This is a genomic window from Rhizobium sp. CG5, from assembly GCF_023701945.1.
Lineage (GTDB): Bacteria > Pseudomonadota > Alphaproteobacteria > Rhizobiales > Rhizobiaceae > Allorhizobium.
The window spans coordinates 73,118-98,443 of sequence record NZ_JABAEF010000021.1 but is presented as its reverse complement, the minus strand read 5'-3'; the positions used below and the strand labels follow the sequence as shown (position 1 = coordinate 98,443).

27 protein-coding genes are annotated in these 25,326 nt (G+C 62.3%); 19 read left to right on the top strand and 8 right to left on the bottom strand.

The genetic code is table 11. The annotated features are described in order from the left end of the window. Nucleotides 1-59: 59 nt before the first annotated feature. From HGO38_RS26080 to HGO38_RS26070, 3 genes are read left to right on the top strand one after another with little or no spacing between them, the layout of a single operon-like run. Nucleotides 60-311: a ribbon-helix-helix domain-containing protein gene (locus HGO38_RS26080; RefSeq protein WP_250958725.1), complete on the top strand. Its 252-nt coding sequence runs from the start codon at nucleotides 60-62 to the stop codon at nucleotides 309-311. A 1-nt stretch (nucleotide 312) separates the two neighbouring features. Continuing rightward, on the top strand, nucleotides 313-678 hold the full coding sequence (locus HGO38_RS26075; protein WP_250958724.1) for a type II toxin-antitoxin system RelE/ParE family toxin: 366 nt from the start codon (nucleotides 313-315) through the stop codon (nucleotides 676-678). Between the two features lie 5 nt (nucleotides 679-683). Continuing rightward, nucleotides 684-1,025: a YciI family protein gene (locus HGO38_RS26070; protein ID WP_250958723.1), complete on the top strand. Its 342-nt coding sequence runs from the start codon at nucleotides 684-686 to the stop codon at nucleotides 1,023-1,025. A 135-nt stretch (nucleotides 1,026-1,160) separates the two neighbouring features. Here HGO38_RS26070 and HGO38_RS26065 read toward each other — a convergent pair whose 3' ends face one another. Next, nucleotides 1,161-1,922 (bottom strand): SDR family NAD(P)-dependent oxidoreductase, encoded by a 762-nt coding sequence (locus HGO38_RS26065; protein WP_250958722.1) that lies wholly within the window; start codon nucleotides 1,920-1,922, stop codon nucleotides 1,161-1,163. 154 nt (nucleotides 1,923-2,076) lie between these two features. Between HGO38_RS26065 and HGO38_RS26060 the strand changes: the two genes are divergently transcribed. Both HGO38_RS26060 and HGO38_RS26055 read left to right on the top strand, forming a co-directional pair. Beyond that, on the top strand, nucleotides 2,077-2,685 hold the full coding sequence (locus tag HGO38_RS26060; protein ID WP_250958721.1) for a TetR/AcrR family transcriptional regulator: 609 nt from the start codon (nucleotides 2,077-2,079) through the stop codon (nucleotides 2,683-2,685). 15 nt (nucleotides 2,686-2,700) lie between these two features. After that, nucleotides 2,701-2,883 (top strand): hypothetical protein, encoded by a 183-nt coding sequence (locus tag HGO38_RS26055; protein WP_250958720.1) that lies wholly within the window; start codon nucleotides 2,701-2,703, stop codon nucleotides 2,881-2,883. A 280-nt stretch (nucleotides 2,884-3,163) separates the two neighbouring features. On the opposite strand, the gene HGO38_RS26050 is transcribed toward HGO38_RS26055, so the two are convergent. The 4 genes from HGO38_RS26050 to HGO38_RS26035 form a co-directional block, all read right to left on the bottom strand. Continuing rightward, complete coding sequence (locus HGO38_RS26050) at nucleotides 3,164-3,466, bottom strand: MazG nucleotide pyrophosphohydrolase domain-containing protein (protein WP_250958719.1); 303 nt, start codon at nucleotides 3,464-3,466, stop codon at nucleotides 3,164-3,166. Nucleotides 3,467-3,685: 219 nt separating this feature from the next. Beyond that, nucleotides 3,686-4,222, bottom strand: coding sequence for a hypothetical protein (locus HGO38_RS26045; protein ID WP_250958718.1), 537 nt, complete (start codon nucleotides 4,220-4,222; stop codon nucleotides 3,686-3,688). A gap of 168 nt (nucleotides 4,223-4,390) precedes the next feature. After that, nucleotides 4,391-5,707, bottom strand: a complete 1,317-nt coding sequence (locus tag HGO38_RS26040) for a D-alanyl-D-alanine carboxypeptidase (RefSeq protein ID WP_250958717.1) — start codon at nucleotides 5,705-5,707, stop codon at nucleotides 4,391-4,393. A gap of 134 nt (nucleotides 5,708-5,841) precedes the next feature. After that, on the bottom strand, nucleotides 5,842-6,147 hold the full coding sequence (locus HGO38_RS26035; RefSeq protein WP_250958716.1) for a hypothetical protein: 306 nt from the start codon (nucleotides 6,145-6,147) through the stop codon (nucleotides 5,842-5,844). 381 nt (nucleotides 6,148-6,528) lie between these two features. Between HGO38_RS26035 and HGO38_RS26030 the strand changes: the two genes are divergently transcribed. From HGO38_RS26030 to HGO38_RS26020, 3 genes are all read left to right on the top strand, one after another. Continuing rightward, entirely contained in the window at nucleotides 6,529-8,001 is a 1,473-nt protein-coding gene (locus tag HGO38_RS26030) for an MFS transporter (protein WP_250958715.1), read from the top strand. 87 nt (nucleotides 8,002-8,088) lie between these two features. After that, nucleotides 8,089-8,880 (top strand): sulfite exporter TauE/SafE family protein, encoded by a 792-nt coding sequence (locus tag HGO38_RS26025; protein WP_250958714.1) that lies wholly within the window; start codon nucleotides 8,089-8,091, stop codon nucleotides 8,878-8,880. Nucleotides 8,881-9,270: 390 nt separating this feature from the next. Beyond that, nucleotides 9,271-10,314 (top strand): polysaccharide deacetylase family protein, encoded by a 1,044-nt coding sequence (locus HGO38_RS26020; RefSeq protein WP_250958713.1) that lies wholly within the window; start codon nucleotides 9,271-9,273, stop codon nucleotides 10,312-10,314. A 17-nt stretch (nucleotides 10,315-10,331) separates the two neighbouring features. Here the strand turns inward: HGO38_RS26020 and pdxH are convergent, their stop codons facing one another. Further along, nucleotides 10,332-10,952 carry a pyridoxamine 5'-phosphate oxidase gene (gene pdxH, locus HGO38_RS26015; protein ID WP_250958712.1) on the bottom strand — a complete coding sequence of 207 codons (621 nt, stop codon included), beginning with the start codon at nucleotides 10,950-10,952 and terminating at the stop codon, nucleotides 10,332-10,334. 64 nt (nucleotides 10,953-11,016) lie between these two features. Between pdxH and HGO38_RS26010 the strand changes: the two genes are divergently transcribed. From HGO38_RS26010 to HGO38_RS25995, 4 genes are all read left to right on the top strand, one after another. Next, nucleotides 11,017-11,472: an RT0821/Lpp0805 family surface protein gene (locus HGO38_RS26010; RefSeq protein ID WP_502941634.1), complete on the top strand. Its 456-nt coding sequence runs from the start codon at nucleotides 11,017-11,019 to the stop codon at nucleotides 11,470-11,472. Between the two features lie 267 nt (nucleotides 11,473-11,739). Continuing rightward, nucleotides 11,740-12,984: a DnaJ C-terminal domain-containing protein gene (locus HGO38_RS26005; protein WP_250958711.1), complete on the top strand. Its 1,245-nt coding sequence runs from the start codon at nucleotides 11,740-11,742 to the stop codon at nucleotides 12,982-12,984. Nucleotides 12,985-13,106: 122 nt separating this feature from the next. Beyond that, entirely contained in the window at nucleotides 13,107-13,925 is an 819-nt protein-coding gene (gene fabI / locus HGO38_RS26000) for an enoyl-ACP reductase FabI (RefSeq protein WP_250958710.1), read from the top strand. A 17-nt stretch (nucleotides 13,926-13,942) separates the two neighbouring features. Beyond that, entirely contained in the window at nucleotides 13,943-14,533 is a 591-nt protein-coding gene (locus HGO38_RS25995; protein ID WP_250958709.1) for a histidine phosphatase family protein, read from the top strand. Nucleotides 14,534-14,551: 18 nt separating this feature from the next. Here HGO38_RS25995 and HGO38_RS25990 read toward each other — a convergent pair whose 3' ends face one another. Beyond that, nucleotides 14,552-14,812: a DUF1344 domain-containing protein gene (locus HGO38_RS25990; protein WP_250958748.1), complete on the bottom strand. Its 261-nt coding sequence runs from the start codon at nucleotides 14,810-14,812 to the stop codon at nucleotides 14,552-14,554. Between the two features lie 362 nt (nucleotides 14,813-15,174). Between HGO38_RS25990 and HGO38_RS25985 the strand changes: the two genes are divergently transcribed. The 5 genes from HGO38_RS25985 (at nucleotide 15,175) to HGO38_RS25965 (ending at nucleotide 22,413) form a co-directional block, all read left to right on the top strand. Then, complete coding sequence (locus HGO38_RS25985; protein ID WP_250958708.1) at nucleotides 15,175-18,276, top strand: putative bifunctional diguanylate cyclase/phosphodiesterase; 3,102 nt, start codon at nucleotides 15,175-15,177, stop codon at nucleotides 18,274-18,276. Nucleotides 18,277-18,450: 174 nt separating this feature from the next. Next, nucleotides 18,451-19,545 (top strand): chorismate synthase, encoded by a 1,095-nt coding sequence (aroC, locus tag HGO38_RS25980; protein ID WP_250958707.1) that lies wholly within the window; start codon nucleotides 18,451-18,453, stop codon nucleotides 19,543-19,545. A gap of 12 nt (nucleotides 19,546-19,557) precedes the next feature. After that, complete coding sequence (gene ribB, locus HGO38_RS25975; protein WP_250958706.1) at nucleotides 19,558-20,658, top strand: 3,4-dihydroxy-2-butanone-4-phosphate synthase; 1,101 nt, start codon at nucleotides 19,558-19,560, stop codon at nucleotides 20,656-20,658. A gap of 128 nt (nucleotides 20,659-20,786) precedes the next feature. Then, nucleotides 20,787-21,293 carry a DUF1993 domain-containing protein gene (locus HGO38_RS25970; RefSeq protein ID WP_250958705.1) on the top strand — a complete coding sequence of 169 codons (507 nt, stop codon included), beginning with the start codon at nucleotides 20,787-20,789 and terminating at the stop codon, nucleotides 21,291-21,293. 163 nt (nucleotides 21,294-21,456) lie between these two features. Next, complete coding sequence (locus HGO38_RS25965; protein ID WP_250958704.1) at nucleotides 21,457-22,413, top strand: flagellin N-terminal helical domain-containing protein; 957 nt, start codon at nucleotides 21,457-21,459, stop codon at nucleotides 22,411-22,413. A 261-nt stretch (nucleotides 22,414-22,674) separates the two neighbouring features. Here HGO38_RS25965 and HGO38_RS25960 read toward each other — a convergent pair whose 3' ends face one another. Then, nucleotides 22,675-23,901 (bottom strand): winged helix-turn-helix domain-containing protein, encoded by a 1,227-nt coding sequence (locus HGO38_RS25960; protein ID WP_250958703.1) that lies wholly within the window; start codon nucleotides 23,899-23,901, stop codon nucleotides 22,675-22,677. Between the two features lie 132 nt (nucleotides 23,902-24,033). Between HGO38_RS25960 and HGO38_RS25955 the strand changes: the two genes are divergently transcribed. Together HGO38_RS25955 and HGO38_RS25950 are read left to right on the top strand one after the other, a co-directional pair. Then, complete coding sequence (locus HGO38_RS25955) at nucleotides 24,034-24,714, top strand: energy-coupling factor ABC transporter ATP-binding protein (RefSeq protein WP_250958702.1); 681 nt, start codon at nucleotides 24,034-24,036, stop codon at nucleotides 24,712-24,714. After that, entirely contained in the window at nucleotides 24,711-25,313 is a 603-nt protein-coding gene (locus HGO38_RS25950; RefSeq protein ID WP_250958701.1) for an energy-coupling factor transporter transmembrane component T family protein, read from the top strand. Before HGO38_RS25955 ends, HGO38_RS25950 begins: the two co-directional genes overlap by 4 nt. Nucleotides 25,314-25,326 lie beyond the last annotated feature (13 nt).

Here is a 25,326-nt window from a genome sequence, read left to right as displayed (position 1 = left end):
GACGGACGCCACGCCCATATTTTTACGACCGCAAGCTCAAGCTTTGGAGGGCGTTGCCGATGACATCGGGAAATATCCATATCGAGCTGGATGCCGGCCTTCGCGACCATATCCGCAAGCAGATTGGCGATAAACGCCGCTACAAAAATGCCAGCGAATATGTCGATGCCCTGATCCGTCAGGACATGCAGTCCGATATCCAGGCGTCGGAATGGCTTGACGCCCATCTTGAGCCAGCGATGCAGGCCGAAGAGAGCGAATTTTTCCCTGTGTCGGCCCAGGACGTCATCCGGCGCAATCAAAACCGCTGATATGGCGCGTTATCTGTTTTATCCGAGAGCAGATGCCGCCCAGGATAGGATCTGGAAAGATACGGCAGAGATTTGGGGCGAAGCTCAGGCAATCGCTTACATCCATGGCCTGCATGCCCATCTGGCAAAGCTTGCGGAATCGCGGGCGCTTTGGCGACGCTTTCCGGAGACCATGCCTATTTCCAGCCAATTGAAAGACAAGGCCTATTTCAGCCGTTACGAGAAACATTATGTATTCTTCCGCGAACTGCCCGGCGGACATATAGGCGTGATGAGTATCCTGCATCATCGCATGGACATACCGAGGCGCTTGGCGAACGACCTCTCTGCATTCGACGCAAAACGAAACGACGATAAGGCAGAGTAAGCAACATGACCCGGTATCTGGTGGCCCTTCATCGCCCTGACGATTACGACCCGTCGGTCGCCGAGGATGCGGCGATGGGGCGGGAGATCGACGGGCTCAATGACGAGATGGTGGCGGCGGGCGTCAGGGTTTTCGTCGGCGGGCTGCGGCCGGTCGCAAACGCGATGTCGCTCAGGGCCCTGCCCGATGGAGAGGTGCTGATCGCGGCCGGGCCTTACCTGAAGAGCCAGGAACATGTCAGCGGTTTCTGGGTGCTTGACGTTGCCGACATGGACGAAGCGCTCACCTGGGGCCGCAAGGCGGCCATCGTCTGCCGCGCGCCGGTCGAGGTGCGGCCGTTTCACTGAGGGTGGAGCGCCTGCGGCCGGCCGTGGAGAACGGCGGCGTGGCAGCCGGATCCTGAACTTCGGATGAAGCTCAGGATCTCAGTCATGTGGTGATCCGGTCCGGATTGATAGGCCGGAGCTTCGGTCATCGAAGCGTCAGATGGCCAGGCCGCCGGCGATGTTGACGGTTTCGCCGTTGATGTAGCCAGCGTGTGGGCCGGCGAGGAAGCAGATCGTTTCGGCCACCTCTTCTAGCGTTGCGATGCGGCGGATCGGGTGCATGTCGAGGATGGCGTCGCGGTTGGGTAGTTCACCGGCCACATCGGCGGCCATATCCGTGGGCATGATGCCGGGCTGGACGACGTTGACCGTGATATTGCGGCGGCCAAGATCGCGGGCGATGCCCTTTGCATAGCCGGCGAGCGCCCATTTCGTTCCGGCATAATCGGCGACGCCGGCAAACGGCACGGCAGCGCCGAGCAGGGATCCGACGAAGATGATGCGGCCGCCATCGGAAAGCTTCGGCGCTGCGGCGCGGGTATTGGCGATGGTGCCCATGACATTGACCTGCCACTGGCGGTTATAGTTGTCGCCATCAAGATCCGGATCGTCGACCATCTGGCCCTGGATGGCGATGCCGGCATTGTTGACGAGAATATCGAGCCGCCCGAACTCGGCCATGACCCGTTCGATCAGCGGCCTGGCGGAGGTAAGGTCGGCCTGGTCGCTCTTGACCGCGATGGCGCGCACGCCCCTGGCCTTCAGCTTGGCGACGACGGCTTCGGCCTTGTCGGCAGAGGCCGCATAGCTGATCGCCACGTCTGCGCCATGATCGGCGAATGCCTCCGCCGTGGCCGCTCCGAGCCCGCGCGATCCGCCGGTGATCAGTACGACCTTGCCCTTGAATGTATCCGACATAACGTCATTCCTTCGATGTTCGATCTGGTTTCAACCACCTGCAACAGGCGGAGATTTTTCGTAACGTTCGTTACTGTAACGATTGGTATGAAATTTGACCAAGAGCGTCAAGAGGTTTAATAATGGTCGTTATGAAATTTTCGGAGATCACCTGATGGGACGCCATCGCGAGTTTGACGTGGAGAAAGTCCTCGACGCCGCGTTGTGCGTGTTCTGGCGCAAGGGCTATGAGGGCGCCTCCTATGCCGACCTGACGGCAGCGGCCGGCGTCGAGCGACCGGCCCTCTATTCGGCCTTCGGCAACAAGGAGGCGCTGTTTCGCCAAGCTTTGGAGCGCTATTATGTGCGCTTCCTGGACTATATTCCCGCCGCGCTGGCGCTTCCCACGTCGCGGCAGGTGGCAGCCCATATTCTCCACCATGCCATCGAGCTGAATACGCGCTTTCCAGACCATACGGGATGTCTGGTCATCAACGGCGTTCTGGCGGGATCGGATGAGGCGGAGCCTGTCCGGCAGATCCTGATCGAGGCGCGGGCTTTAGCCGAGGCCCAGCTTAGGGAGCGTTTCGAACAGGCACAGGCCGAGGGCGACCTGCCCGAAACGGCCAAACCGCAGGCCCTTGCGGCCTTCTTGATGGCGGTGCTGCACGGCATGGCCGTGCAGGCCAAGGCCGGCTTCAGCCGCGACACGCTGGAGGATGTCGCCGAGCAGGCCCTGGCCAGCTGGCCGGTGGGGCGGTCGGCTGTTGCGGGCGGGGTGTAGTCAGGGTATGAGGCGATGACGGGAATAGCAGAAGCGGGCGGCATCGCAAAGCTGCAGGCCCTGTGGACCGAAGGCAAGGCGAGCGGCGAGCCGACCGAGGTGGATTTCGATCAGGTCCTTAAAGACGCGCGACAGGAATTGGAATCTGCCCGCACCCTTGCCCGCCAGATTGGCCTGGACACCGACAACGCCGACTGACACCTTGAGATGATCTATCGCTACACAGTCCTTAAGAGGGTTCCAAGATGGCAGTCTTCTTTCTCACGATTGTTGGCATAACCTGTGGTCTGATTATTTTGGCGGGGGTGGCTCTGTTTTCGTTCAGAGTCAGAACGTCGAAGAAAGTGTTGCCCAGCACAGCCGACCACTATGATGTCTTCGACAAGGACCCGAGCCTCTATAGCTCATACGATCCGCCTGACAGTTGATCGGTTGGGGTGCCAAACGACGCAAATCGCCGGAACCAAATCTACCCGCCTCACAACCCCGGCCGGAAACGCCATTTTCGTTCAATTGCGTCTTCGAGGTTCAGGCCGTGATGGTGTGCGAAGAGCAGGACGTGGCCGAGCAGGTCGGCGGTCTCGTCTTCCATGGCCTGGCGCAAATCGGCATCGCTCAAACCTTTGCGGCGGCTGCGGCCGCTGATGCGATTGCTGACCTGGGCCAATTCCCCGACCTCCTCCAGCAGTTTCAGCAGAAACCAGTCGGAATCGCGGTTCACGCCATGCACCTGCGCATAATTTTGAGACGCAGCCTCGAATTGGGCCATCAGATCACACATCGCCATGTTCCTCATATGTTCATGGCAACCATGGTCGATTCCCGACCGGGAGTCGAGCCCCTCACCCCTACGAGGGCATCAGCCGACCACTATGATGTCTTCGACAAGGACCCGAGCCTCTATAGCTCATACGATCCGCCTGACAGTTGATTGGTTAGGGTGCCAAAAGACGCAAATCGCCGGAGCCACCTGCATCACAGACCCGGCCAGAACCCGTCATTAGCGAACGCGTCTGATCTCAGCGATCTCAGGCTTCAGTGCATCCATGAACATATAGGTTCGACCGAGCAGAACCTGTTTCCCGAATGTGTCAAACGTGTTTGGTCCCAGAGGCGTGATGACAACTTCATCCGGCGTCAGTCCATCCAAATGACGATCTTCAATCTCGGACCAATGGGCCTCAGCAATGTCATGCAGAACAACATTGACTGCGGGCTGATTGTAACGAACGAGAACATTGCCATCGTCCATCGGAGACGGATCTACATCCGGATGATAGTTGAGGATACCGGAAAGGGCGTTGAGCGAGAACTCAGTAGCCTCCTGATCGGCCAACCCATCGTGGAGCAGGACGCATGTCCCGTTGCGAAATACAGCAAAATCTCGACGTCCGTTCGTATAATAGGAAATCCGGTCGATCACCCGGTCAAGTGGCTGCGAAAAGGACGGACGCCAGGATGGAACGGGCGGAAATGCTTGTTGCGGCGTCTGAGCCGTGGCGTTCCTTGCAGCAATCACACCGATCAACCCCGCCAAGAACGACCGCCTCATTATCATCGCTCAACTCGCCCCGTCGCAAACATGTGGCATTGCGTGCACCGAAAACGACAGTTTGAATTTCCGCCTGCGTTTCACAAAGCGCCACAATAGCCACTTTTGCAGTCAAGACAATCATCGGCTGGCGGAAGCCGCTGGCGTATAACCCTACGAGGGCATCAGCAGGCAGTCGTAGGATTTCTTGACCAGGCGGTCGCAGGCGGCGCGGGCGTCGGTCTTGCTGGCAAAGCCGACGAAGCGGGCGCGGTAGAGGGTCATGCCGTTGCGGGTGACTTCCTGGGTGTAGGACGAGCGGCCCGTCAGCGGGCCGCCGATCTGCTGCTGGGCGCGGACCAGCATGTCAACGGCGGCCTGCCGGCTCTGGGCGGCGGCAATCTGGATCTGCCAGCCTTCGGTTGGGATGGCGGCGGTTGGGACGGCCGCCAGCGGCTGCGGCGGTACCGGCGCGGTGTTGCGGGCAGCGGCGGGTGCGAGCGCAATCTCAGGTACCGACGCGCTTTCGGCAAAGGCATTTTCGTAGCGCGAACTGGGGATAGGCGTACCTTCGGCCATACTGGTCACGACCGCCAGCGCCTCGCCGGGCCGGGGGGCTGCGAGCGGCACGGGAACGTCATTGCCAAGGGCTACCACTTGCGCGCCCGACGACAGGCTGGCCAGCAATTGCCGGCCGCTGGAGGCATTGGCGATGTTGCGGTCGAGCAGGGTCTTCATGGTCTTGTCGCGGCTGGCGGCGGTGCGGCCGCCCAGCACGACGCCGATGACGCGGCGGTCGCCGTCGCGCACGGCGCTGACCAGGTTGAAGCCGGACCAGTCGGTATAGCCTGTTTTGATGCCGTCCATGCCCTTGTAGCCATACATCAGATTGTTGTGGCCGCGGATCTTCCTGCCGCGGAAGGTGAAGCTCTCGGCCGCAAACAGCTTATATTCTTCGGGGAAGTCGCGCAGCAGCACGACACCGAGCGTCGCCATGTCGCGCGCCGTGGTGATCTGGCGCTTGTCCGGCAGCCCGGAGGCATTGACCAGCACGGTGCGGGTCATGCCCAGCGAGCGGGCCTTGGCGGTCATCATCGCGCCGAACTGGCTCTCGCTGCCGCCGAGTTTCTCGGCCATCGCGGTGGCCGCATCATTGGCCGACACGACGATCATGCCCATCACCGCGTCGCGCACGGTAATGCTGTCGCCGGCCTTGACCCAGAGCTTGGTCGGCGGCCGGCTGGCGGCGAGCTTGGAGAAGCGCACCGGCGTATCCCAGGACAATTGGCCGCGGCGGATGGCGTCGAATGTCATGTAGAGCGTCATCATTTTGGTCAGCGAGGCCGGGTGATTGGCGGTATCGGCATTCTCCGCCGCCAGCACGCGGCCGGTGCGGGCATCGAGCAGGAAATTGGCCTGGCCGGCAGAAACACCCTGGGGAAGGCAAGCGATCGCGACAAGAAACGTGAAAGCGATCAATAGCTTGTGCATTTTCCCTCCAAGGTGGAATTTTTAAAAGCCCGTCCCGAATCCGCGAATCGGCAAAGCACGACCGCGCGGCGCGCCCTCCTTGCCCGAAGAATGGGGCGAGAATGGCGCAATGAAGACGACTTTTTTGGTCATGGTTACGAAAGCGCCTGCAAACCCTCACAGATTCGGCCATCGCGAACTTCGATATAGCCGGAAGTCTGCTGTTCGGCGCCACGATCAAATATGGTCCACGCGGGCTGGCCCTCGGCGGTCATGAACGAAGCGACATAAAGCCCACCGGTCAATGCAATCGACAATTCCGGCAGCCGCCCGAATAGCGAGACATCTTGAACCTTGCGACCGATCAGCGAGTTGCAGACCTTATCCCAGCCTTCCTCGTCGCTCCAACTTCCGCACAGGATGGCAGCCTCACTTTCAATCCGCCAACTCCACTCGATCATGACCGTGTATTCACCCTGTGAATTTCCGGCGGACCCATCGCGCCTCACTTGCGGCGACAAGCGGCCAAACTCCAGGAAGATTGCTGAACCATGGCCGCGCCAGACCGCTGACAAGGGTTGCGATAGTAGCGCCGATCGGTACTTCTCAAAAACTGCTGAAGACGCTGGCAAACCATTCCTCCGGACCTTTAACGGCCGGAACCTTCTCGATGAAGGTGAACTCTGTCAACAGGACCGAGCCGCGCATGCCCGCTCGATACCGTATGAAATGCAACCAAACGACACGGGGACAAAATCGAAAAAAGCCTCTTTACCTCAAGCTTGGTTGAGGTCGTAGCGTGCGGCGCATCAACCACCCTGCCTTAAAATCAAGAGACTGGAATGCCCATGCCGAAGGCCACATCCGCCGAACCCTCCGCCCCGCTCGACATGGCCCAGAACCCGACCAGCGGGCGCTGGGCGGAATTGCTTACTCCGCGCTATCTGGTGACCACCGTGATGCTGTGCATCGGCGTGGCGCTCTATGCCTTCAACGGCTTTCTGGTGACCACGGCGCTGCCGACGGCGGTCGCGGAACTGGGCGGCGAGGCGCTGTTATCGTGGTCGCTGACGCTGTTCCTGGCGGCCTCGATCGTTGCCGGGGCCAGTGCGGCACTTCTGAAGGCGCGGTTCGGGGCGCGGCTGTCGCTGATCGGGGCAGCGCTTGTGTTTCTGGCCGGCACTCTGCTGGCCGCCAGCGCCACCAGTATGGAGACCATCCTGGTCGGCCGCGTGCTGCAGGGGCTCGGCGAAGGCGTGGTGGCGGCGATCTGCTATGCGCTGATCCCCGAAATGTTTCCCTCGCGTCTGGTGCCGAAAGTGTTCGGCGCCGAGGCCAGCGTCTGGGCGCTTGCCGCCTTCGGCGGACCTGTTCTGGCCGGCTATCTGACGGAGACGATCTCCTGGCGGGCCGCCTTCCTGATCAATATCCCGATCATCGCCGTCTTTATGCTGCTGGCGATCACCATCGTGCCGCGCACCATCTCGACGGGCGGCGGGCTTGCCCTGCCCGGCCTGCGGCTGGCGCTGTTGTGCTGCGGTTTTGTCGCCGTGCTGTTTGCCGGCCTGGCTCCGAGCGTGCTGATCTCCGCCGCGCTGGTGGCCTTCTGTGCCGTCATGCTGGTCGTCTTCATCCGGCTCGACCGCCGAGCGAAAAGCCGCATCCTGCCGGCCGGCGCCTTCTCGCTCCGCTCGACGCTCGGCCTTGGCCTCTGGGTCATCCTGCTGATGCCGCTGGCGCAATCGACCAGCGGCGTCTACCTGGTCTACAGCCTGCAGCATCTCTGGGGTTTCGGTCCTACCCATGCCGGCGCGCTCGGGGCGCTGATGGCGATCTTCTGGAGCCTGTCGGCCATCGCGATCGCCAACCTCAAATCGCAGGCCCTGCAGCGCCGGGCGATCTGGCTCGGTCCGCTGCTGCAGGTGCTGGGCATGGCGTGCCTGTTTTCGGCCATCGCGTCGGGCATCCTCGCCGTGCTGGTGCTCGGGCAGGTGCTGATCGGCTGCGCCTTCGGTTTAACCTGGGGCACTCTCAGCCAATTGCTGATGGACGTGACGCCGGCCAATGAGCGCGACAAGACGTCTGCCCTGCTGCCCACGCTGCAATCGGCGGGCTACGCGCTCGGCGCAGGGCTGGCGGGGCTCGCCGCCAATGGCGCCGGCCTTGCCGCCGGCCTGCCGGTGGACGGTCTGCGTGTGGCGCTGGCCGTCGCCTTCTTCATCGCCGTGCTATGGTCGGCGCCGGGTTTTCTGGCGGCACGGCGCGCGGTCGCTCTGGTCCACAGCGCCGCAATCGACCGGACCAGGGCGGAATAATCGCGCCGCATACTTCCGAAAGGGGTTGGGCTTTGCTATCCCGCTGTCCAGCCCTTTTCAGCACCAGCACGGATTTCCGGACACCGCATGGCATTGCTTTCAGCCGAACTGGCGGCCTTCCAGTCGCTTGTCGCCGAGCAGTCCGCGGGCGCGGTGTTGTTCCTGCTCGTGGCCGCGCTGGTGGCCGGGCTGGCGCGCGGCTTTTCCGGATTCGGCGGCGCACTGATCTTCATGCCGGCGGCCAGTTCCGTCATCGACCCGCCGCTTGCCGCCGCCGTGCTGTTCATCATCGATGCGGCGATGACCGCCCCGATGATCCCCGACGCCTTCCGCAAGGCCGACAAGAAGGCCGTCGGCCTGATGACCGCCGGCGCGCTGATCGGCATTCCGATCGGTACGCTGTTGCTGACCCGCACGGATCCCCTGGTGCTGCGCTGGTTCATCGTCAGCGTTGTGGTGGCCATGCTGGCGCTGCTGATCTCCGGCTGGCGCTTTCGCGGCACGCCCTCGGCACCGCTCACCATCGGCGTGGGCGCCGTGTCGGGCCTGTTCGGCGGTGCGGCGCAGATCGGCGGACCGCCGGTGGTGGCCTATTGGCTGGGCGGCGTGATCCGGGCCGTGGTGGTGCGGGCCAATATCGTCCTCTATTTCGGCGCGACGACGGCCATTACCGCGATCAATTATCTGCTGGCCGGCATTCTGGTGAGAGACGCCTTCTTCCTGGCGCTGCTGGTCGCGCCGGCCTTCGGCATCGGCCTCATCAGTGGCGCGCGGCTGTTTGGGTTCGCCAACGACGTCACCTTCCGGCGCATCTGCTTCGGGCTGATTGCCGTTGCGGCGGTGATCGGCCTGCCGGTTCTCGATCCGCTGCTGCGCTGAAGGGGTTGAACCCTGTTGAAACGGTTTCAACAAGTTGACACGTGTTCAACAAGGCTTAACCGCCAGCCGATAACTTCCGGTTGCTCTTATACCAAGTGTCGATGATAGGAACCTATAGGACCGGCTCGATCGGCCCTGCTGGCTAGGAGAGGTCCGAAGAGCGATGCTTGCGCATCGGTCGAGGATCTCGACGACGCTAGAAGGGCCGAGAAGCCGGCCAAAGGTGGCTTATGGCAGGCCTCTGGCGTTGTTGCGCCGCTTGGCCGATGCGCAAGCATCGCCCTGCGCACCGCGCCTAGCCAGAGACCTGCCATAAGCCATCCTATAGGTTCCTATCATCGACACTTGGTATTACCTATACAGGAACGAACCGCAGAAGAGGCACGCAGCATGGACAAGGCGCTGATCAAGAAGGCGGTGATTTCGGCAGGGCTCGAGGCCTCGGCTGCGCTTTGCCGTGCCGGCCTGATGGCGGCGTCGCGCGGCCGCGGCGCGATCTTCACCCTGCATCATGTGCGGCCTTATGCGGAGCGTCTGCCCGACCCGAACCGGCATCTGGAAATTGCACCTGAGTTCCTCGATGCGGCCCTCACGCAATTGAAGGCGGACGGTTATCGCTTCGTGGCGCTGGACGACATCCCGGCGCTGCTGAAGGAGCCCGCCGGCGGACAACCCTTTGCGGCCTTCACGCTCGACGACGGCTACCGCAACAATGCCGCCCTGGCGCTGCCGGTCTTCGAGCGCCATGCAGCGCCCTTCACGGTCTTTGTCTGCAAGGGGTTTTCTGAGCGAAGCCATGGTCTGTGGTGGGAGACGCTCGCCGAACTGGTGCGGCGGGCGGAGGGTTTCGACTATGCCATCGACGGCGACACGCGGAGCTTCGCGACGCGGACGATTGCAGAGAAATCCGCCGCCTTCGCAACCGTTGCCGCATCCATCAACACGACGGACGAAGCCTGCGCCATCGCCCGGCTGAATGCCCTGGCGGCCCGGCACGGCATCGACGACATCGCGATCGTCGATCAGCTTGTCATGACGGCGGACGAATTGCGCGGTCTGGCCGCCCATCCACTGGCAAGCCTCGGGGCCCATACGGTCAGCCATCGGGCGCTGGGACTTCTCGGCGACGAGGTGGTGCTGAGCGAGTTGAACGAGAGTGCCGGCTATGTCGACGCGATTGCCGGCCGGCGCCCGGCAACCTTCGCCTATCCCTATGGCGACGGCCGCAGCGTCACGGAAAAGACCATAGGCCTGGCAGAAGCCGCGGGATTGCCGATCGCGGTGACCACCACGGCCGGAACCTTGACGCCGCAGCATCGGCAGGCGCTGTCGAGCCTGCCGCGCATTTCGCTGAACGGTTTTTACCAGAAGACCCGCTATGTCTCGGCGCTGGCGTCCGGTATTCCCTTCCGCCTGATGGGCCGATCCGGCTGATGGGCCGCTGACGCCGATCAGGGATACATGCGCACCTTGGACCAATCGCCCTCGGCATGATCGCGGCGAAACTCGATGCGGTCGTGCAGGCGGAACTTGCGGTCGTGCCAGAATTCGATGGTTAGCGGCTTGATGCGGAAGCCCGACCAGTGCGGCGGGCGGGGGATGTCGCCGATCGCGTAGCGGGCGGTATACTCGGCCACGGCCTTTTCGAGCGCGAAGCGGCCCTCCAGCGGGCGCGACTGCTTGGACGCCCAGGCGCCGATGCGGCTGCCGATCGGCCGGGTGCGGTAATAGGCATCGGCCTCCTCTGATGTGACCACCTCCACCTCGCCGCGCAGACGCACCTGGCGGCGCAGGGATTTCCAGTGAAAGCACATGGCCGCCTTTTTCTGGCCGAGAATTTCCGTACCCTTCTGGCTCTCGAAATTGGTGTAGAAGACGAAACCGCCCGTATCGAAGCCCTTCAGCAGCACCATGCGCACATTGGGCAGGCCGTTTTCATCGACGGTTGCCAACGCCACGGCGTTGGGATCGTTGATTTCGGAGGCTTCGGCATCTTTCAGCCAGGACGCAAACAGAGAGAAAGGCTCCTGCTCCTCGGTGAAGTCACCGCTTGTTAACCCGTTTTCTGACATATTGGTTCAAATGCTCCGAAATGCTTGACATCGCCCATGCCCTCACTGCCGGACAGGACGTAACTTGGAAGACATAGCAAAGCCTCATCACCGCCAAAAGGGCATAGCCACCCGACGCGGCAGTTTTGTTGCCTTGCTTGCACTGTGCCTGCCGCTTTGCAGCTGTGTCGGCACGGCTTTCGACTTTGCCGGCAGCGCGGGCGTCGACAAGTCCATTTCAACAGCCACCATCTCGCAGACCAAGTCGATGGACGGCCGCTCCGACGAGGCGACCGTGCGCAATGCCGTGTCCTCGGCCGATCTGCAAAAGCTCGGCGCCGATCCGCTGCCTTGGGCCAATACCTCGACGGGAAGTGCCGGCGTCGTCTCGGCCATCCGCGAGGAGCGGCAGGACGGCCTGGTCTGCCGGAATTTCTCAACGACACGGCACGCCTATGACGGCGTCGCCAATTTCTCCGGTCGCACCTGCCTGGTGGGCCAGGGCCAGTGGCAATTGCTGAGCTTCGACAAACAATCCTGATCGCTTGTTTCCACAACCCGGGCAAAGGCCCGGTCGTGCCGTTTCAAGACGGGTCCGGGCGGCATTCCGGTATTCAGCAGCAATGGGCTCGGCGAACCGAAATCATCGGCAGAACCACGTAACCACTGATTAGCATCTTTTTGACATAGTCGAGCAGAGATGAACCGCGCCCATGGCAATTTTCTGCGGGAGCGGCACTTTATTGAGGGGGCAGAAGGTCCTCGACAGGACAAAAGATGTCGATCAATTGTTAACCGGTGTAATCATATGCGCGATCCCTATTCAGTACTTGGCGTAAAGCGGGATGCAGGCGCCGACGAAATCAAAGCGGCGTGGCGGAACAAGGCGAAATCGTCCCATCCGGACCACAATCACGACGATCCGAACGCCACCCAGCGCTTCGCCGAGGTGGGCCAGGCCTATGACGTGCTGAAGGATCCGATGAAGCGGACCCGCTACGACGAACAGCGCTTCAAGGCCGAGGCCAAGCAGCGCGAGCAGACCATCATGCAGCAGCGCGAAGCGGCCCGCGAAGCCGCCGAACGCGCCAAGGTGGCCAAGGCCAATGCCGAGCGCATTCTGGCCGAACTGGCGCTGGCCGAAGCCCAGAAGGCGAAAGCCGACAAGACGGCCCAGACCGCCCAGGCCTATGCCAAGGCACAATCGGGCCAGGCCAAGCCGCAGCCACAGCAGCAGCAGTCCCAGCCGGGACCAGCGCCGGCCGGCGATCAACAGCAGCAATCGCAACAGAGCCAGACGCCCCTGGGTGCTGCGCCGGAAAATCCCGAAGACCTGATTTCGCGCATTTTCGGCTCGTCCGCCCAGGCGAGTGCCGCTGCGGAAAACCTGCGCCGCGAGGCCGAAGCCAAGGCCGCGACAACGGCCGAGACCGCCACGGACGAGAACGGCGCGCCGTTGAAGCCGGCGACGCCGCGCATCTTTGCGCCGATCGAGATCATCAGTTCGCTGGTGCGACGCATCCGCGGCACCCAGCCGGTGCTGGAAAAAGCACCGGATATGGTCGTCGACTCCGTGATCGCCATCGACGATCTGCTCAATCAGAAATCGATCGGCGTGCAACTGCCCGACGGGCGAGACGTGCGCTTCTGGCTGGAAGGCGGCCATACCGACGGCCATGTCGTGCGGTTGAAGGGCCAGGGCCTGCGCCTTCCGGGCATGCAGCGCGGCGATGTGGCGGTGACGCTCAGGGTGCTGAAAACCGACAAATTCAGCGTCGATGGACTGGATATCCACACCGTATTGCCGATCACGCTGGAAAACGCCGTTCTCGGCTGCGACACCACCATCGAAGGGCCGAGCGGCCCGGTCGATGTCAAGGTGCCGGCATGGTCCGGGTCCGATCAGGTGATCCGGCTGGAAGGCCTTGGTCTGCCGGGCGGTCAGGACAGCCGCGGCGACCTGGTGATCGAGCTGCGCGTGGTGCTGTGGGAGAAGCCCGACGACAAGGTGACGGACTTGATGCGTGTCATGCGCGAGGGTCTTTTTTTATGAAATTTCAATGACAGACACACCCTTTATTACGCTGCCTAACAGTTGATGATCTGCGCCAAGCTTGAACCCCGGTTCCGGCTATGTCATAGGCAGGGCCAATCGAAAGACCTAGGGAGCAGCGTATGGCTCAAGCATCAGGCCTCATGGCAGGCAAGCGCGGCGTGATTATGGGCGTCGCCAACAACCGTTCTATCGCGTGGGGCATTGCCAAGGCATGTCACGACGCCGGCGCGGAAATCGCGTTGACGTGGCAGGGCGATGCCCTGAAAAAGCGGGTCGAACCGCTGGCGCAGGAACTGGATGCCTTCATGGCAGGCCATTGCGACGTCACGGATATGGCAACGATCGACGCCGTATTCAACAACCTCGAGGACAAGTGGGGCAAAATCGACTTCGTCGTGCATGCCATCGCCTTTTCCGACAAGGACGAGTTGACCGGCCGCTATGTCGACACCAGCCGCGAGAATTTCGCCAAGACCATGGACATCTCGGTCTATTCGCTGGCAGCCGTGGCCAAGCGCGCCGACCTGATCATGAATGACGGCGGCTCGATCCTGACGCTGACCTATTACGGTGCCGAAAAGGTCATGCCGAACTATAATGTCATGGGCGTGGCCAAGGCGGCATTGGAAGCCAGCGTGCGCTATCTCGCCGTCGATCTCGGTGGCCGCGGCATCCGTGTCAACGCCATTTCGGCCGGCCCGATCAAGACGCTGGCCGCCTCCGGCATCGGCGACTTCCGCTATATTCTCAAGTGGAACGAATACAATGCGCCGCTGAAGCGCAATGTCTCGACCGACGAAGTCGGCAAGTCCGGCATGTATCTGCTGTCGGATCTTTCGACCGGGGTCACCGGCGAGGTGCATCACGTCGATTCGGGCTACCATACGATCGGCATGAAAGCCGTCGACGCCCCGGATATTTCCGTCGTCAAGGACTGATACAGAGGTTTCAAGCCGTGCTCATCTATATGATCCGCCACGGTCAGACCGACTGGAATGCCGAAGGCCGGATGCAGGGTCAGAAAGACATCGACCTCAATGCAACCGGCCGCGGCCAGGCGATGCGCAATGGCGAAACACTGGCCCATGTGCTGGGCGAAACGGCGGGCCAGTTCGACTTCGTCGCCTCGCCGCTGAAGCGCACCCGCGAGACCATGGAGCGCATCCGCGCCGAGATGGGCCTCGACCCCCTCGCCTATCGGCTCGACGAGCGGCTGAAGGAAGTCTCCTTCGGCGATTGGGAGGGGTTCACCCTGCCGGAGATCGCCAGGATCACGCCAGACCGGGTCGAAGAGCGGGCACGGCACAAGTGGGACTTCATCCCGCCCGGCCCAGACGCCGAAAGCTACGAAATCCTCTCCTGGCGCATCGGCGCCTGGCTCGCCTCGGTCGAGCGCCCGACGGTCTGCGTCAGCCATGGCGGGGTCATCCGCAGCTGTTTCCGGCTTGTTGGCAAGATGGACGAGGAAGAGGCCTGCGACATCGACATTCCGCAGGACCGGATTCTCAAGATGGACACCGCGGCCGGTTCCATCGGCTGGCTCTGACGCCAGCCGGGCCGACGGCTACTGAATGACCTCCAGATCGTCGACCACACGCTTGCCGTCGACCAGGGTGAAATAGACGATCACCCGGACGCCGGCTTCCAGGCCGTCGAAATTGAACTCTTCCGGCACCGAATAGGTTTTCCCGTCGTCCAGCGTCAGGCTCATCGCGTCGAGGTTCACCGCCTTGATGGTGGCCTCGACATCCGCGCTGGCGGCAAAGGACGTCAACGGCGACAGCATACCGGCTGTCATCAGCAATGCAGCGATCAGGAAGCGCATGGCAAGCACCTTTGCCGGATAAAACAGAGGAAGAATACGGACCAAGGATAGCCTCCCGAATGTGGCAAAAATTGCCCGGAACAATGTCATTTTCCGTATGATTGTTGAACGGAAACCAACCACTAATCAAGATCTGTTACAGTTATTCCCAAGCTGAGGTGCCGCGGATCGGTCGCCAGGGCCGAATGCAGCCAAGCTGCCCAAAAATGGTCTCTGCCCGGCGACCCCGAGCGAACCCGCGCAATTTTAAATTAACTCTGCCTAACTATACTCGGCGACGTAATCAGTGGGGAATGCGGGTATTGGCGATCGGGGCCTTTTTCAATCGACGTAACATGGGCCTTTCCGGAAGTGCCCGGCTGATGTTCATCGGTGCCGTCGCCGTGGCTTTGGGCATCGTTGCCGCGGGCTTCATGCTGGACAGCGACCACCGGGCGACCAAGCGGGCCGCTTTGCAGGAGCGCACAAGGCAAGACGTCCAGCTGATCCAGGCCAGCCTCAACTCGCGGCTGCTGGCCGATTTTTCCGTGGTCGAGCACCTCGCCGTGGTCATGGATTCGCACGAAAACCTGACCATCGAGGAGCTCCAGGAGCTCTCCACCGGGATCCTGGAGCGCAATCCGCATTTCCTGAGCCTGGGGATGGCGCCGGATCAGGTGATCCGCAGCGTGTGGCCGGCGGATGCCGGACGCAAGCGCATCGGCGCGGTGATCGAGACCGACCGCAAGACCCCGACGCTGCGGCAGACAGAAGACGGCAATTTCCTGCTGCACCTGCCCGTTACGCTGCACACGAAAGGCGTCAGCACCTACTGGGGCGTGATCGAGATCGTCCTGGACAACAACGCCTTCTTCGAGCGCAGCGGGCTGCTGCACTCGACCGCAAAGGACCAGCAGGACCGTTATCTCGGCCTGGATCATCTCGATATCGCCATTCACGACATTAGCGCCTCGGTGGGGGGCGCCTCGGTGGGCGGCGCCCTGGCTGGAGGCAACCCGATCTTCGGCGCACAGGCGGTCAGCGACCGAGAGCCGGCGATCGGCCAGATCCGCCATCCGGGCGGCGTCTGGGAGATCCGCGCTGTTCCCCATGACGGATGGGACCAGGCGCCGGAAAACCAGGTTCCGTTTCGTCTGGTCATCATCATTGCCGGCTGTGCGATCATCATCCCGATCTTCATCGCCACCCTGCTGATCGCCGAACGTAACCGCAATATAGCCAAGCTGAAACTGCGCGAGGAGAAGCTGCTCGAACTGTCCGAGCGCTTCAACCTGGCGATGGAATCCTCCAATATCGGCATCTGGGAAGTCAAGGAAGACGGGCACCGGCTCTTCTGGGACGACCGCGCCGCCGCCCTACATGGCCTGACGCCGAGCAGGGCCGAGAGCGACGACCGGCTGGCCGACTGGATGGAGGCTGTCCATCCCGAGGACCGGGTGCTGGCCGAGGCGCATTTTTTCCAGTGTTCCTGCGCCCAGGACGGCAAGACCTGCGAGGAGGTCTATCGGATCCGGATGCAGGACGGATCGGTGCGCTATCTGCGCTCCGTCGGCGCGCATTCCGAATCGACCGGCGAAAGCCGTGTTACCGGCATCGTCTGGGATGTCACCGCCGACGTCCTGGTGACCCACACCCTGCAGAATGCCAAGGAAACCAGCGACATCAAGAATGCCGAGCTGGAACTGGCGCTGGACGAGCTTTCGAGCCGCGAACAGCAGCTGGAAGAACTGTCGCGCCGCTTCGACCTGGCGCTGGCCTCTTACAATTGCGGCATCTGGGAAGCCGACCCGGTCGATGGCGGCGCCATATGGGACGAGCGCATGATGCAGCTCTATGGCATTTCCTTTGCGTCCGGCGTCGTTACCGAAGAGCAATGGCTCAATTGCCTGGAGCCCGAAAACCGCCAGCAGACCCTGGAGGATACCCAAAGGGCAATCGCCCGGGGCACGACCCTGCAAAGCGTCCAGCATGTCGTGCTGCCCGACGGCAGCTTCCGCTTCGTACGCTCGGTCGGCCAGTTGCATACCACGCGCGACGGCCGCCGCAAGATCATCGGCATCGCTTTTGACGTCACCGCCGACATGCTGTTGACCGAGGAACTCAAGGTTGCCAAGGAAGAGGCCGATGCCCGCAATGTCGAGCTGGAGATCGTCAAGAACCGCATCGAGTTCAATTCGCTGCACGATCCGCTAACCGGCCTTGCCAACCGGCGCAGGCTGGACATGGAACTCGACAGCCTGACCCGCAACGGCCAGGGCCTGCGCCACAAGTTCTCGATCCTGCATCTCGACCTCGACCGCTTCAAGGAAATCAACGACACGCTCGGCCACGCGGCCGGCGATGCTATGCTGGTCAATGCCTCAAGGATCCTGACCCGCAATGTGCGCGCCGACGATCTGGTGGCGCGCATCGGCGGCGACGAATTCGTTATCCTGTCGCACAACAATACCAATGCCGAGCACCTCTCGACCCTGTCGGCCCGCATCATCGAGGAGATGAGCGTGCCGATTGATTTCGAAGGGTTTTCCTGCCGCTGCGGCGTATCGATCGGCATTGCCCAGGCGCAAGGCATCGGCATCGATGCCCGCAAGGTGCTGGTCAACGCCGATATCGCGCTGTACCAGGCCAAGGCGACGGGGCGTAACTGCTTCGAATTCTTCACGCCCAACCTGCAGGCCCATATCGTCAAGACCAAGCGCATGGCCGACGAGATCCTCGCCGGTCTCGACAATGACGAGTTTACCGTCTGGTATCAGCCGCAGTTCAGTGCCAACACCATGCAATTGACCGGCGCCGAGGCGCTGGTGCGCTGGCAACATCCCGAACGCGGCATTCTGGCCTCCAACGTCTTCCTGAAGATCGCCGAGGAACTGAACGTCATGGCGCGCATCGACCAGCTGGTTCTGGAAAAATCCCTTAGCGACAAGATGCGCTGGGCCGCCATGGGCATCCGGGTTCCGAAGGTGTCGGTCAACGTCTCCTCCAAGCGGCTTCATGACGCAACGCTGATCGACTGTCTCAAGGGGCTCAACATCACCCCCGGCGAAATCTCCTTTGAACTGGTGGAATCGATCTTCCTCGACGAAAACGACGACCTCACGACGGCGAATATCGACCGGATCAAGGATCTCGGCATCGATATCGAGATCGACGACTTCGGCACCGGCCATACCTCGATCGTCAGCCTGCTGAAGCTGAAGCCCAAGCGACTGAAGATCGACCGGCAGCTGGTCATGCCGATCGTCAGTTCGCCGCAGGAGCGTTCGCTGGTGCGCTCGATCATCGACATCGCCCGCTCGCTCGGTGTCGAGACCGTGGCCGAAGGCGTGGAAACCGGCGAACATGCCGAGCTGCTGCGGCAACTCGGCGTTGACCTCTTGCAGGGTTATGCCTTTGCAAAACCCCTGCCGTTTGACGAATTCTCGCGGCTGGCCTCGCGCCCCGTCTGGCAGAAGGCGTCCTGAGCGGCAGATTTTCGGAGACCGGGCACGGCTGGGCGTGCAGTGATCGCGAACGCTGCGTTGCCCTTTGGATGAAAGAAAGGCTTTTCCCTTTCCGGTGTTTTCGCCTATAGGTCTGGCCCAAGAAAAACCTTCAGCGGACAAAAGCGCCGCGCCAGAATTCCGGTTTTTAGAGACATGTCGCATAATACCTTCGGTCACCTGTTCCGCGTTACCACCTGGGGCGAAAGCCATGGTCCAGCCCTTGGCTGCGTGATCGACGGCTGCCCGCCCGGCTTAAGCTTTACGCTGCAAGACCTGCAGACCTGGCTCGACAAGCGCAAGCCCGGCCAGTCGCGCTTCGTGACGCAGCGCCGCGAGGACGATCTCGTCAAGGTGCTGTCCGGCGTCATGCCTGGGGAAGACGGCTCGATGATCACCACCGGCACGCCGATCTCGCTGATGATCGACAATACCGACCAGCGCTCCAAGGACTATGGCGAGATCGCCAAGCGCTACCGTCCCGGCCATGCCGATTTCACCTATGACATCAAATACGGCATTCGCGACTATCGCGGCGGCGGACGGTCCTCGGCCCGCGAGACGGCGGCCCGGGTGGCGGCCGGCGGCATTGCCCGGCTCGTCGTGCCCGGCGTTACCGTGCGCGGCGCACTGGTGCAGATCGGCAAACACAAGATCAACCGCGCCAACTGGGACTGGGCACAGGTCAGCGAAAACCCGTTCTTCGCGCCCGATGCCGACATCGTTCCCGTCTGGGAGGCCTATCTCGACGAGATCCGCAAATCCGGCTCGTCCGTCGGCGCCGTGGTCGAAGTGGTGGCCGATGGGGTTCCCGCCGGCATTGGCGCGCCGATCTATGGCAAGCTCGACCAGGACATCGCCTCCAACCTGATGTCGATCAATGCCGTCAAGGGCGTCGAGATCGGCAATGGCTTCGAGGCGGCGGAAATCACCGGCGAAGAGAATGCCGACGAGATGCGCATCGGCCCGGACGGCAAGCCTATCTTCCTGTCCAACCATGCCGGCGGCGTGCTGGGTGGCATATCCACCGGCGAGCCCGTGGTGGCGCGCTTTGCCATCAAGCCGACCTCGTCGATCCTCACCGAGCGCCGCTCGATCGATGCCGATGGCAACGAGGTGGACGTGCGCACCAAGGGCCGCCACGACCCCTGCGTCGGGATCCGGGCAGTTCCTGTCGGCGAGGCGATGCTGGCCTGCACGATTGCCGATCATTATCTAAGAGACCGCGGCCAGACCGGCCGGCTGAAGTGACGAGGACTTTCCATGAGCTATGACCAGAGCCGCGTCGTCGACGCCATCCGCGCTTTCGAGGCCGGCGAAATCGTCGTCGTGACCGATGACGACGACCGCGAGAACGAAGGCGACCTGATCGTCGCAGCCGTGCACTGTACGGCGGAGAAGATGGCCTTCATCGTGCGCCACACCTCCGGTATCGTCTGCGCCCCCATGCCCAAGGAAGAGGCCAAGCGGCTGAACCTCAACGCCATGGTGGCCGACAATGACAGCGCCCATACCACGGCCTTTACCGTGACCGTCGATTTCAAGCATGGCACGACCACCGGCATTTCGGCCGAGGACCGCACCCTGACGGTGCGCAACCTGGCCAATCCCAATGTCGGCCCATCCGATTTCGTGCGTCCCGGCCATATCTTCCCGCTGATCGCCCGCGAAGGTGGCGTGCTGATGCGCTCGGGCCATACGGAAGCCGCCGTCGACCTCTGCAAGCTGGCCGGCCTGCCGCCGATCGGCGTGATCGGCGAACTGGTCAACGACAGCGGCACGGTCAAGCACGGTCCGGAAGTGTTTGCCTTTGCCGAAGAGCATGGCCTGAAGCGCGTTTCCGTCGCCGACCTGATCGCCTACCGGCAGCGCAAGGAAACCCTGATTCAGCTGCATTCGAGCTTCGATATCGACACGCCGTTCGGCCCGGCCAAGGCGCATAGCTATTCGCTGCCCTGGGATCCGATGCAGCATCTGGCCGTGGTGTTCGGCGACATTCGCGACGGCGTCGACATTCCGGTGCGCCTGCATCCGGAAAATGTCGGCGACGACGTGTTTTCCAAGCGCAAGCCGGTCATGCACTACATGGGCAAGATCGCCGAGCACGGCCGCGGCGTGATCGTCTACCTGCGCGAAGGCTCGGTCGGCGTCGGCGCCTCTACCACGGCGCGCACCGGCAAGCACGACCGCGAGACCCATCAGGAAGCCAAGGCCCGCGACAGCGAGTGGCTGGAAATCGGCCTTGGCGCGCAGATCATCAAGGATCTCGGCATCAGCTCGATCCGGCTCCTGACCACCCGTGAGCGGCACTATGTCGGGCTGGAAGGCTTCGGCATCAAGATTACCTCGACGGAAATCGGCTGATCGCAGGGGTCAGCCCTTGATCACCCGGTGGCGCCGACCTACCTGCATCGCGTTCCATTCAAACCCGGCAATCCGGGCGGGACGCGAGGCCGGCGCGATCCGGCCAGCGCTTTTATCCGGGGTTTTCGATGTCCTTGTCCCTCTACGACGTCAGCGTGCCGCTTTTCCTGCGGGCCTTTGCCAATCTCACCGACATCCTTGAAAAAGGCCGCAGCTTTGCCGCCGAGCAGGGCATCAGCGAGCAGGAGCTGCTGGAGGCCCGGCTTTATCCCGACATGGGCAACCTGATTTCCCAGATCCAGCGGGCCAGCGACACCGCGAAATTCGTGCCCGTGCGGGTCGGCGACGTCGCCACCGTGTCGATGCAGGACGACGAAACGTCCTTGGACGACCTCCTGAAGCGCATCGCCGATACCGTCGCTTTCCTGAAGTCGGTTTCGCCCGAGGCCATGGCCGGCCGCGACGAGACCATGGTCGAGCTGAAGACCGGCAAGAGCGTGCGCAGCTTCACCGCCCGCGACTACGTCCTGGGCTTTGCCATCCCGAATTTCTACTTCCACATCACCACGGCCTATGCCCTGCTGCGCCACAAGGGCGTGCCGATCGGCAAGCTCGACTATCTCGGGCGGGCGTAAAAGCCCTTCCTTTCGGTCTGCCTTTCGCTGCCCTTTTTGGGGACACGAAAGGCAGAGTACGACATTTGCGGTTTGCAATTTACGTCTCGTTAACCAAATAAAGTGTTATTTTCACAGGCAAATTAGAAACGCTTCGATTTTCATTACAGGTAATATTCCCCCCATGATCAGCCTGAATACCAACCACGGCGCGATCGCTTCGCTCGACGTGATGCGCTCGATTGCCAGCAATCTCGACGACGCACAGGATCAGGTCTCGTCCGGCTACCGGATTGGCAAGGCGTCGGACAATTCCTCCTACTGGTCGATCTCGACCACCATGCGCTCCGACGACAAGGCGCTGTCGGCGGTGGAGGATTCGATGGGAGTGGCAGCCGCGACCATCGATGTCGCCTATACCGGCATGACGGCCTCGCTGGACGTGGTCAACGAGATCAAGGCCAGGCTGGTGGCGGCGCGCGAACCGGGTGTCGACAAGGGCAAGATCAACAAGGAACTGACCGAGCTCAAGGCGGAAATCTACACGATCGTCGAATCCTCGAGCTTTGCCGGCGAAAACTGGCTGCACCGCATCGACGCCACCGATGATGGCGACAAGTCGATGGTCGGGTCCTTCTACCGCGACGGTTCCGACAATGTCAGCGTCGGCACGATCACCTATGAGATGAGCAATCAGTGGGGCACCAACCACCTGATCGATGAAAACTACCACAATGGCATTCTGACCAATGTGGAATTCGCACGGGATCTCGGCACGGCGACCGAATGGGTGCTGATGAGCGGCAAGAACCACGCCATCCATCAGGACATGGAGCTGACCGCCACCACGACAGACCAGGACGTCGAGGAGATGATCAGCGTGGTCGATGCGATGATCGGCGCGATGATCGACGCGGCGGCAGACCTTGGCGCGATCAGCAAGCGGGTCTCCATCCAGACCGAATACACCAAGGACCTGCGCGACAGCCTGCAGACCGGCGTCGGCGGATTGGTGGATGCCGACATGAACGAACAATCGACACGCCTGAAGGCGCTGCAGACCCGCCAGCAACTGGCAACCCAATCCCTGTCAATCGCCAATTCTGGCCCGGACCAGCTGCTGCAGCTGTTCCAGAACTAGAGGGGGTGAAGGACATCATACTGACCTGTGCGCAGGTAGTTACCCCCTCTGTCCTGCCGGACATCTCCCCCTCAAGGGGGGAGATCGGCAAGACGCGGGCTCATGCCCGATCACAAAACATGGAGCATTCCGCAGGCACTGGTCCCAAGGTGGAAAGGGGCGGCCGCCGCGATCCGATCTCCCCCCTTGAGGGGGAGATGGCTGGCAAGCCAGAGGGGGGTGGCGGCTCAGACGCCTGTCTCCTGACACTCCCCTGTCAGCCTAGCCCCGCCAGCCATCCAGATAGGTCACCCGCTCGACGCCGGTGAACCGCGCCAGTCGCGCCAGTTCGGCGTCGAGTTTTTCCAGCCGGCCGGCCGAGGGTTTTATGCCCTGTTCGAGCCACAGGCGCTTGACGTCGAGGCTGCCGGACTTGCGGTCGGCCTTCATGTCGATGCGGCCGATCATGCGGTCGCCTTCGAGCAGCGGGAAGACGTAATAGCCATAGTCGCGCTTGGCCTCCGGCACGAAAACCTCGATGCGATAGTAGAAACCGAACAGCCGTTCGGCGCGGTTGCGGTCGCGCAGCAGCGGATCGAAGGGGCTGAGCACGCGCACGCGGGCCGGCGGTTCCGGCAGGTGGGCCAGGCCATCGCCAGAGTCGGCACCGGGGTTGGCGGCCAGGCGGTCACCCAGTCCAGCGAAGGCGTACGACGGGCGTGGCCGGCCGCCGTCGAAGGGGGCGATCAGCACTTCCTCCAGCTCATTGCGCTGCCGCTCGACCCAGAGCTTGGCCTCCTGCGGCGTCACCAGGTTCCAGAAGGCGGCGATCTCGCCTGACGTGGCAAAGCCGAGCCGCGTCAGCGCCTGCCGGCAGGCCCAGTCGACGAAGGCGTCATGTTCGACCTCGGCTGTATGATGATCGGCCGGCACGACCCGTTCCGACAGATCGTAGATCTTCTGGAAATTGTCGCGGCCGCTGATCGACAGCCGGCCGGTGCGCCAGAGGAATTCCAGCGCCGTCTTGGAGGGGTGCCAGTTCCACCAGCCGCCGGACTTGTGATCGTCTTCCTTCATCTCGCGCGACAAAGCCGGGCCGCCTTCGGCAATACGCTTATAGGTGTCCTCGAAGGCCGCGGCAAAATCCTCACCGCGCCATTTGCGCCAGTTTTCGCGGATGCGCGCCTCTTCGCGCACGAAACGGTGCTTCCAATAGGGATAGAAGGCGACCGGCAGAATCGAGGCGTCATGGGTCCAGTGTTCAAACAGCGCCCGGTCGGTTTCGAGCAGGACTTTAAGGTCCTCGCGCCGATAGGTCTGATTGCGCGAAAACAGGATCTGGTGATGGGCCCGCTCGACGGTCGCGATGCTGTCGACCTGGACGAAACCCAGGTCGTGGATCATCGCCAACAGCCCTGCCTTGCCCAATGCCTTATGCGGCGGGGCGCAAAGCCCCTGCCGTGCCAGAAAGAGATGCCGTGCCCGCGGATTGGATATCAGAATCGCCATGGATCTGAGCCTAGCGGATGTTCTTGATTTGTTCAATGCGGTTGGCGCGTTTATCAACCGTGAAGGTATGCCAATTCCCTTCCCCCGCCCGCCGGTCTATAGAGGCCGGGACGTAATGTGAGGATCAAAGGCTTGCGGATCAGTTTTGAGGGTGCCGGGGTGGATTTCGAGAAGCGGACGGTGCTGCAGCCGCTGACGCTGGTGCTCGAGGAGCCGCGCATTGGCGTGATCGGGCTGAACGGCTCCGGCAAGACCACCTTTGCGCGGCTGATCAATGGGCTGCTGAAGCCGAGCGTCGGCCGGGTGACGCTGGACGGGCTGGATACGGTCAAGGACGAGAAGCTTTTGCGCGGCGCGACCGGTTTCATCTTCCAGAACCCCGCCAACCAGATCATCCTGCCGCTGATCCGCGACGACATAGCGCTCGGGCTGAAACCGCAGGGGCTGAGCGTTTACGAGACGAATGCCCGGGTCGATGCCGTGATGGCGCGCTTCGGCATCGTGCATCTGGCCGAGCGCCGGCCGCATGAACTGTCGGGCGGCGAATTGCAGCTGGCGGCGCTGGCCGCCGTGGTGGTGACCGAGCCGAAGCTGATCCTGTTCGACGAGCCGACCAACCAGCTGGACCTGAAAAACCGCAGCATGGTGGAGCAGGCCATTGCAGGACTGAGCCAACAGGCGGTGGTGATCAGCCATGATCTGGCGCTGGTCGAGGATTTTGCACGCGTGCTGGTGTTTCACGAGGGCCGCCCGGTGTTTGACGGTCCGGGGCGTCCGGCGGTGGCCCATTACCGGGAGATCGCGCACTCATGAAATCGCTCTATGTCGGTGGCAGCGGCTTTCTCTACCGTCTGTCGCCCAAGCTCAAGCTCGGTGGCCTCGCCGTCCTGGCGCTGGCGCTGTTTTTCACGCGCAACCCGGCGCTGCTCGGCCCTGCCCTGCTCGCCGCAGCGCTGGTCTATTTCAATCTCCACCGGTCGCTGCGCGCCGCGCTTCAGCCCTTGAAAGCGGTGCTGGCCACTATCGTGCTGGTGGCGCTGTTCAACCTGATCTTCACCTCGCGCGAAGAGGCAATCGTCACCGTGCTGCGGCTGACGGCGCTGGTGTTTATGGCAGCCTCGGTCACCGCCACGACGACGATCGGCCAGTTCATCGACACGGTGACGAAAGCCGCAGCGCCGCTGGAAAAGATCGGCCTGATCAAGGCGGCCGATATCGGCCTTGCGGTCGGTCTGGTGCTGCGTTTCGTGCCGGAGATCCTTTCGCGCTATGAGGCGATCCGCGAAGCGCACCGGGCACGCGGGCTCGCCGTGCGGCCGCTGACCATGCTCGGGCCGCTGATGATTCTGACGCTGAAGGATGCGGATAACATTGCCGCCGCCATTGACGCCCGCGGCATTCGCGGCCAATGAGGCTTGGCTGGGG

What these genes read in the sequence shown, in the direction of transcription:
- HGO38_RS26080 (WP_250958725.1), top strand. Translation starts at nt 60, where the DNA reads ATGACATCGGGAAATATCCATATCGAGCTGGATGCCGGCCTTCGCGAC.
- HGO38_RS26075 (WP_250958724.1), top strand. Translation starts at nt 313, where the DNA reads ATGGCGCGTTATCTGTTTTATCCGAGAGCAGATGCCGCCCAGGATAGG.
- HGO38_RS26070 (WP_250958723.1), top strand. Translation starts at nt 684, where the DNA reads ATGACCCGGTATCTGGTGGCCCTTCATCGCCCTGACGATTACGACCCG.
- HGO38_RS26065 (WP_250958722.1), bottom strand. Translation starts at nt 1,922, where the DNA reads ATGTCGGATACATTCAAGGGCAAGGTCGTACTGATCACCGGCGGATCG.
- HGO38_RS26060 (WP_250958721.1), top strand. Translation starts at nt 2,077, where the DNA reads ATGGGACGCCATCGCGAGTTTGACGTGGAGAAAGTCCTCGACGCCGCG.
- HGO38_RS26055 (WP_250958720.1), top strand. Translation starts at nt 2,701, where the DNA reads ATGACGGGAATAGCAGAAGCGGGCGGCATCGCAAAGCTGCAGGCCCTG.
- HGO38_RS26050 (WP_250958719.1), bottom strand. Translation starts at nt 3,466, where the DNA reads ATGTGTGATCTGATGGCCCAATTCGAGGCTGCGTCTCAAAATTATGCG.
- HGO38_RS26040 (WP_250958717.1), bottom strand. Translation starts at nt 5,707, where the DNA reads ATGCACAAGCTATTGATCGCTTTCACGTTTCTTGTCGCGATCGCTTGC.
- HGO38_RS26035 (WP_250958716.1), bottom strand. Translation starts at nt 6,147, where the DNA reads ATGATCGAGTGGAGTTGGCGGATTGAAAGTGAGGCTGCCATCCTGTGC.
- HGO38_RS26030 (WP_250958715.1), top strand. Translation starts at nt 6,529, where the DNA reads ATGCCCATGCCGAAGGCCACATCCGCCGAACCCTCCGCCCCGCTCGAC.
- HGO38_RS26025 (WP_250958714.1), top strand. Translation starts at nt 8,089, where the DNA reads ATGGCATTGCTTTCAGCCGAACTGGCGGCCTTCCAGTCGCTTGTCGCC.
- HGO38_RS26020 (WP_250958713.1), top strand. Translation starts at nt 9,271, where the DNA reads ATGGACAAGGCGCTGATCAAGAAGGCGGTGATTTCGGCAGGGCTCGAG.
- pdxH (WP_250958712.1), bottom strand. Translation starts at nt 10,952, where the DNA reads ATGTCAGAAAACGGGTTAACAAGCGGTGACTTCACCGAGGAGCAGGAG.
- HGO38_RS26005 (WP_250958711.1), top strand. Translation starts at nt 11,740, where the DNA reads ATGCGCGATCCCTATTCAGTACTTGGCGTAAAGCGGGATGCAGGCGCC.
- fabI (WP_250958710.1), top strand. Translation starts at nt 13,107, where the DNA reads ATGGCTCAAGCATCAGGCCTCATGGCAGGCAAGCGCGGCGTGATTATG.
- HGO38_RS25990 (WP_250958748.1), bottom strand. Translation starts at nt 14,812, where the DNA reads ATGCGCTTCCTGATCGCTGCATTGCTGATGACAGCCGGTATGCTGTCG.
- HGO38_RS25985 (WP_250958708.1), top strand. Translation starts at nt 15,175, where the DNA reads ATGTTCATCGGTGCCGTCGCCGTGGCTTTGGGCATCGTTGCCGCGGGC.
- aroC (WP_250958707.1), top strand. Translation starts at nt 18,451, where the DNA reads ATGTCGCATAATACCTTCGGTCACCTGTTCCGCGTTACCACCTGGGGC.
- ribB (WP_250958706.1), top strand. Translation starts at nt 19,558, where the DNA reads ATGAGCTATGACCAGAGCCGCGTCGTCGACGCCATCCGCGCTTTCGAG.
- HGO38_RS25970 (WP_250958705.1), top strand. Translation starts at nt 20,787, where the DNA reads ATGTCCTTGTCCCTCTACGACGTCAGCGTGCCGCTTTTCCTGCGGGCC.
- HGO38_RS25965 (WP_250958704.1), top strand. Translation starts at nt 21,457, where the DNA reads ATGATCAGCCTGAATACCAACCACGGCGCGATCGCTTCGCTCGACGTG.
- HGO38_RS25960 (WP_250958703.1), bottom strand. Translation starts at nt 23,901, where the DNA reads ATGGCGATTCTGATATCCAATCCGCGGGCACGGCATCTCTTTCTGGCA.
- HGO38_RS25950 (WP_250958701.1), top strand. Translation starts at nt 24,711, where the DNA reads ATGAAATCGCTCTATGTCGGTGGCAGCGGCTTTCTCTACCGTCTGTCG.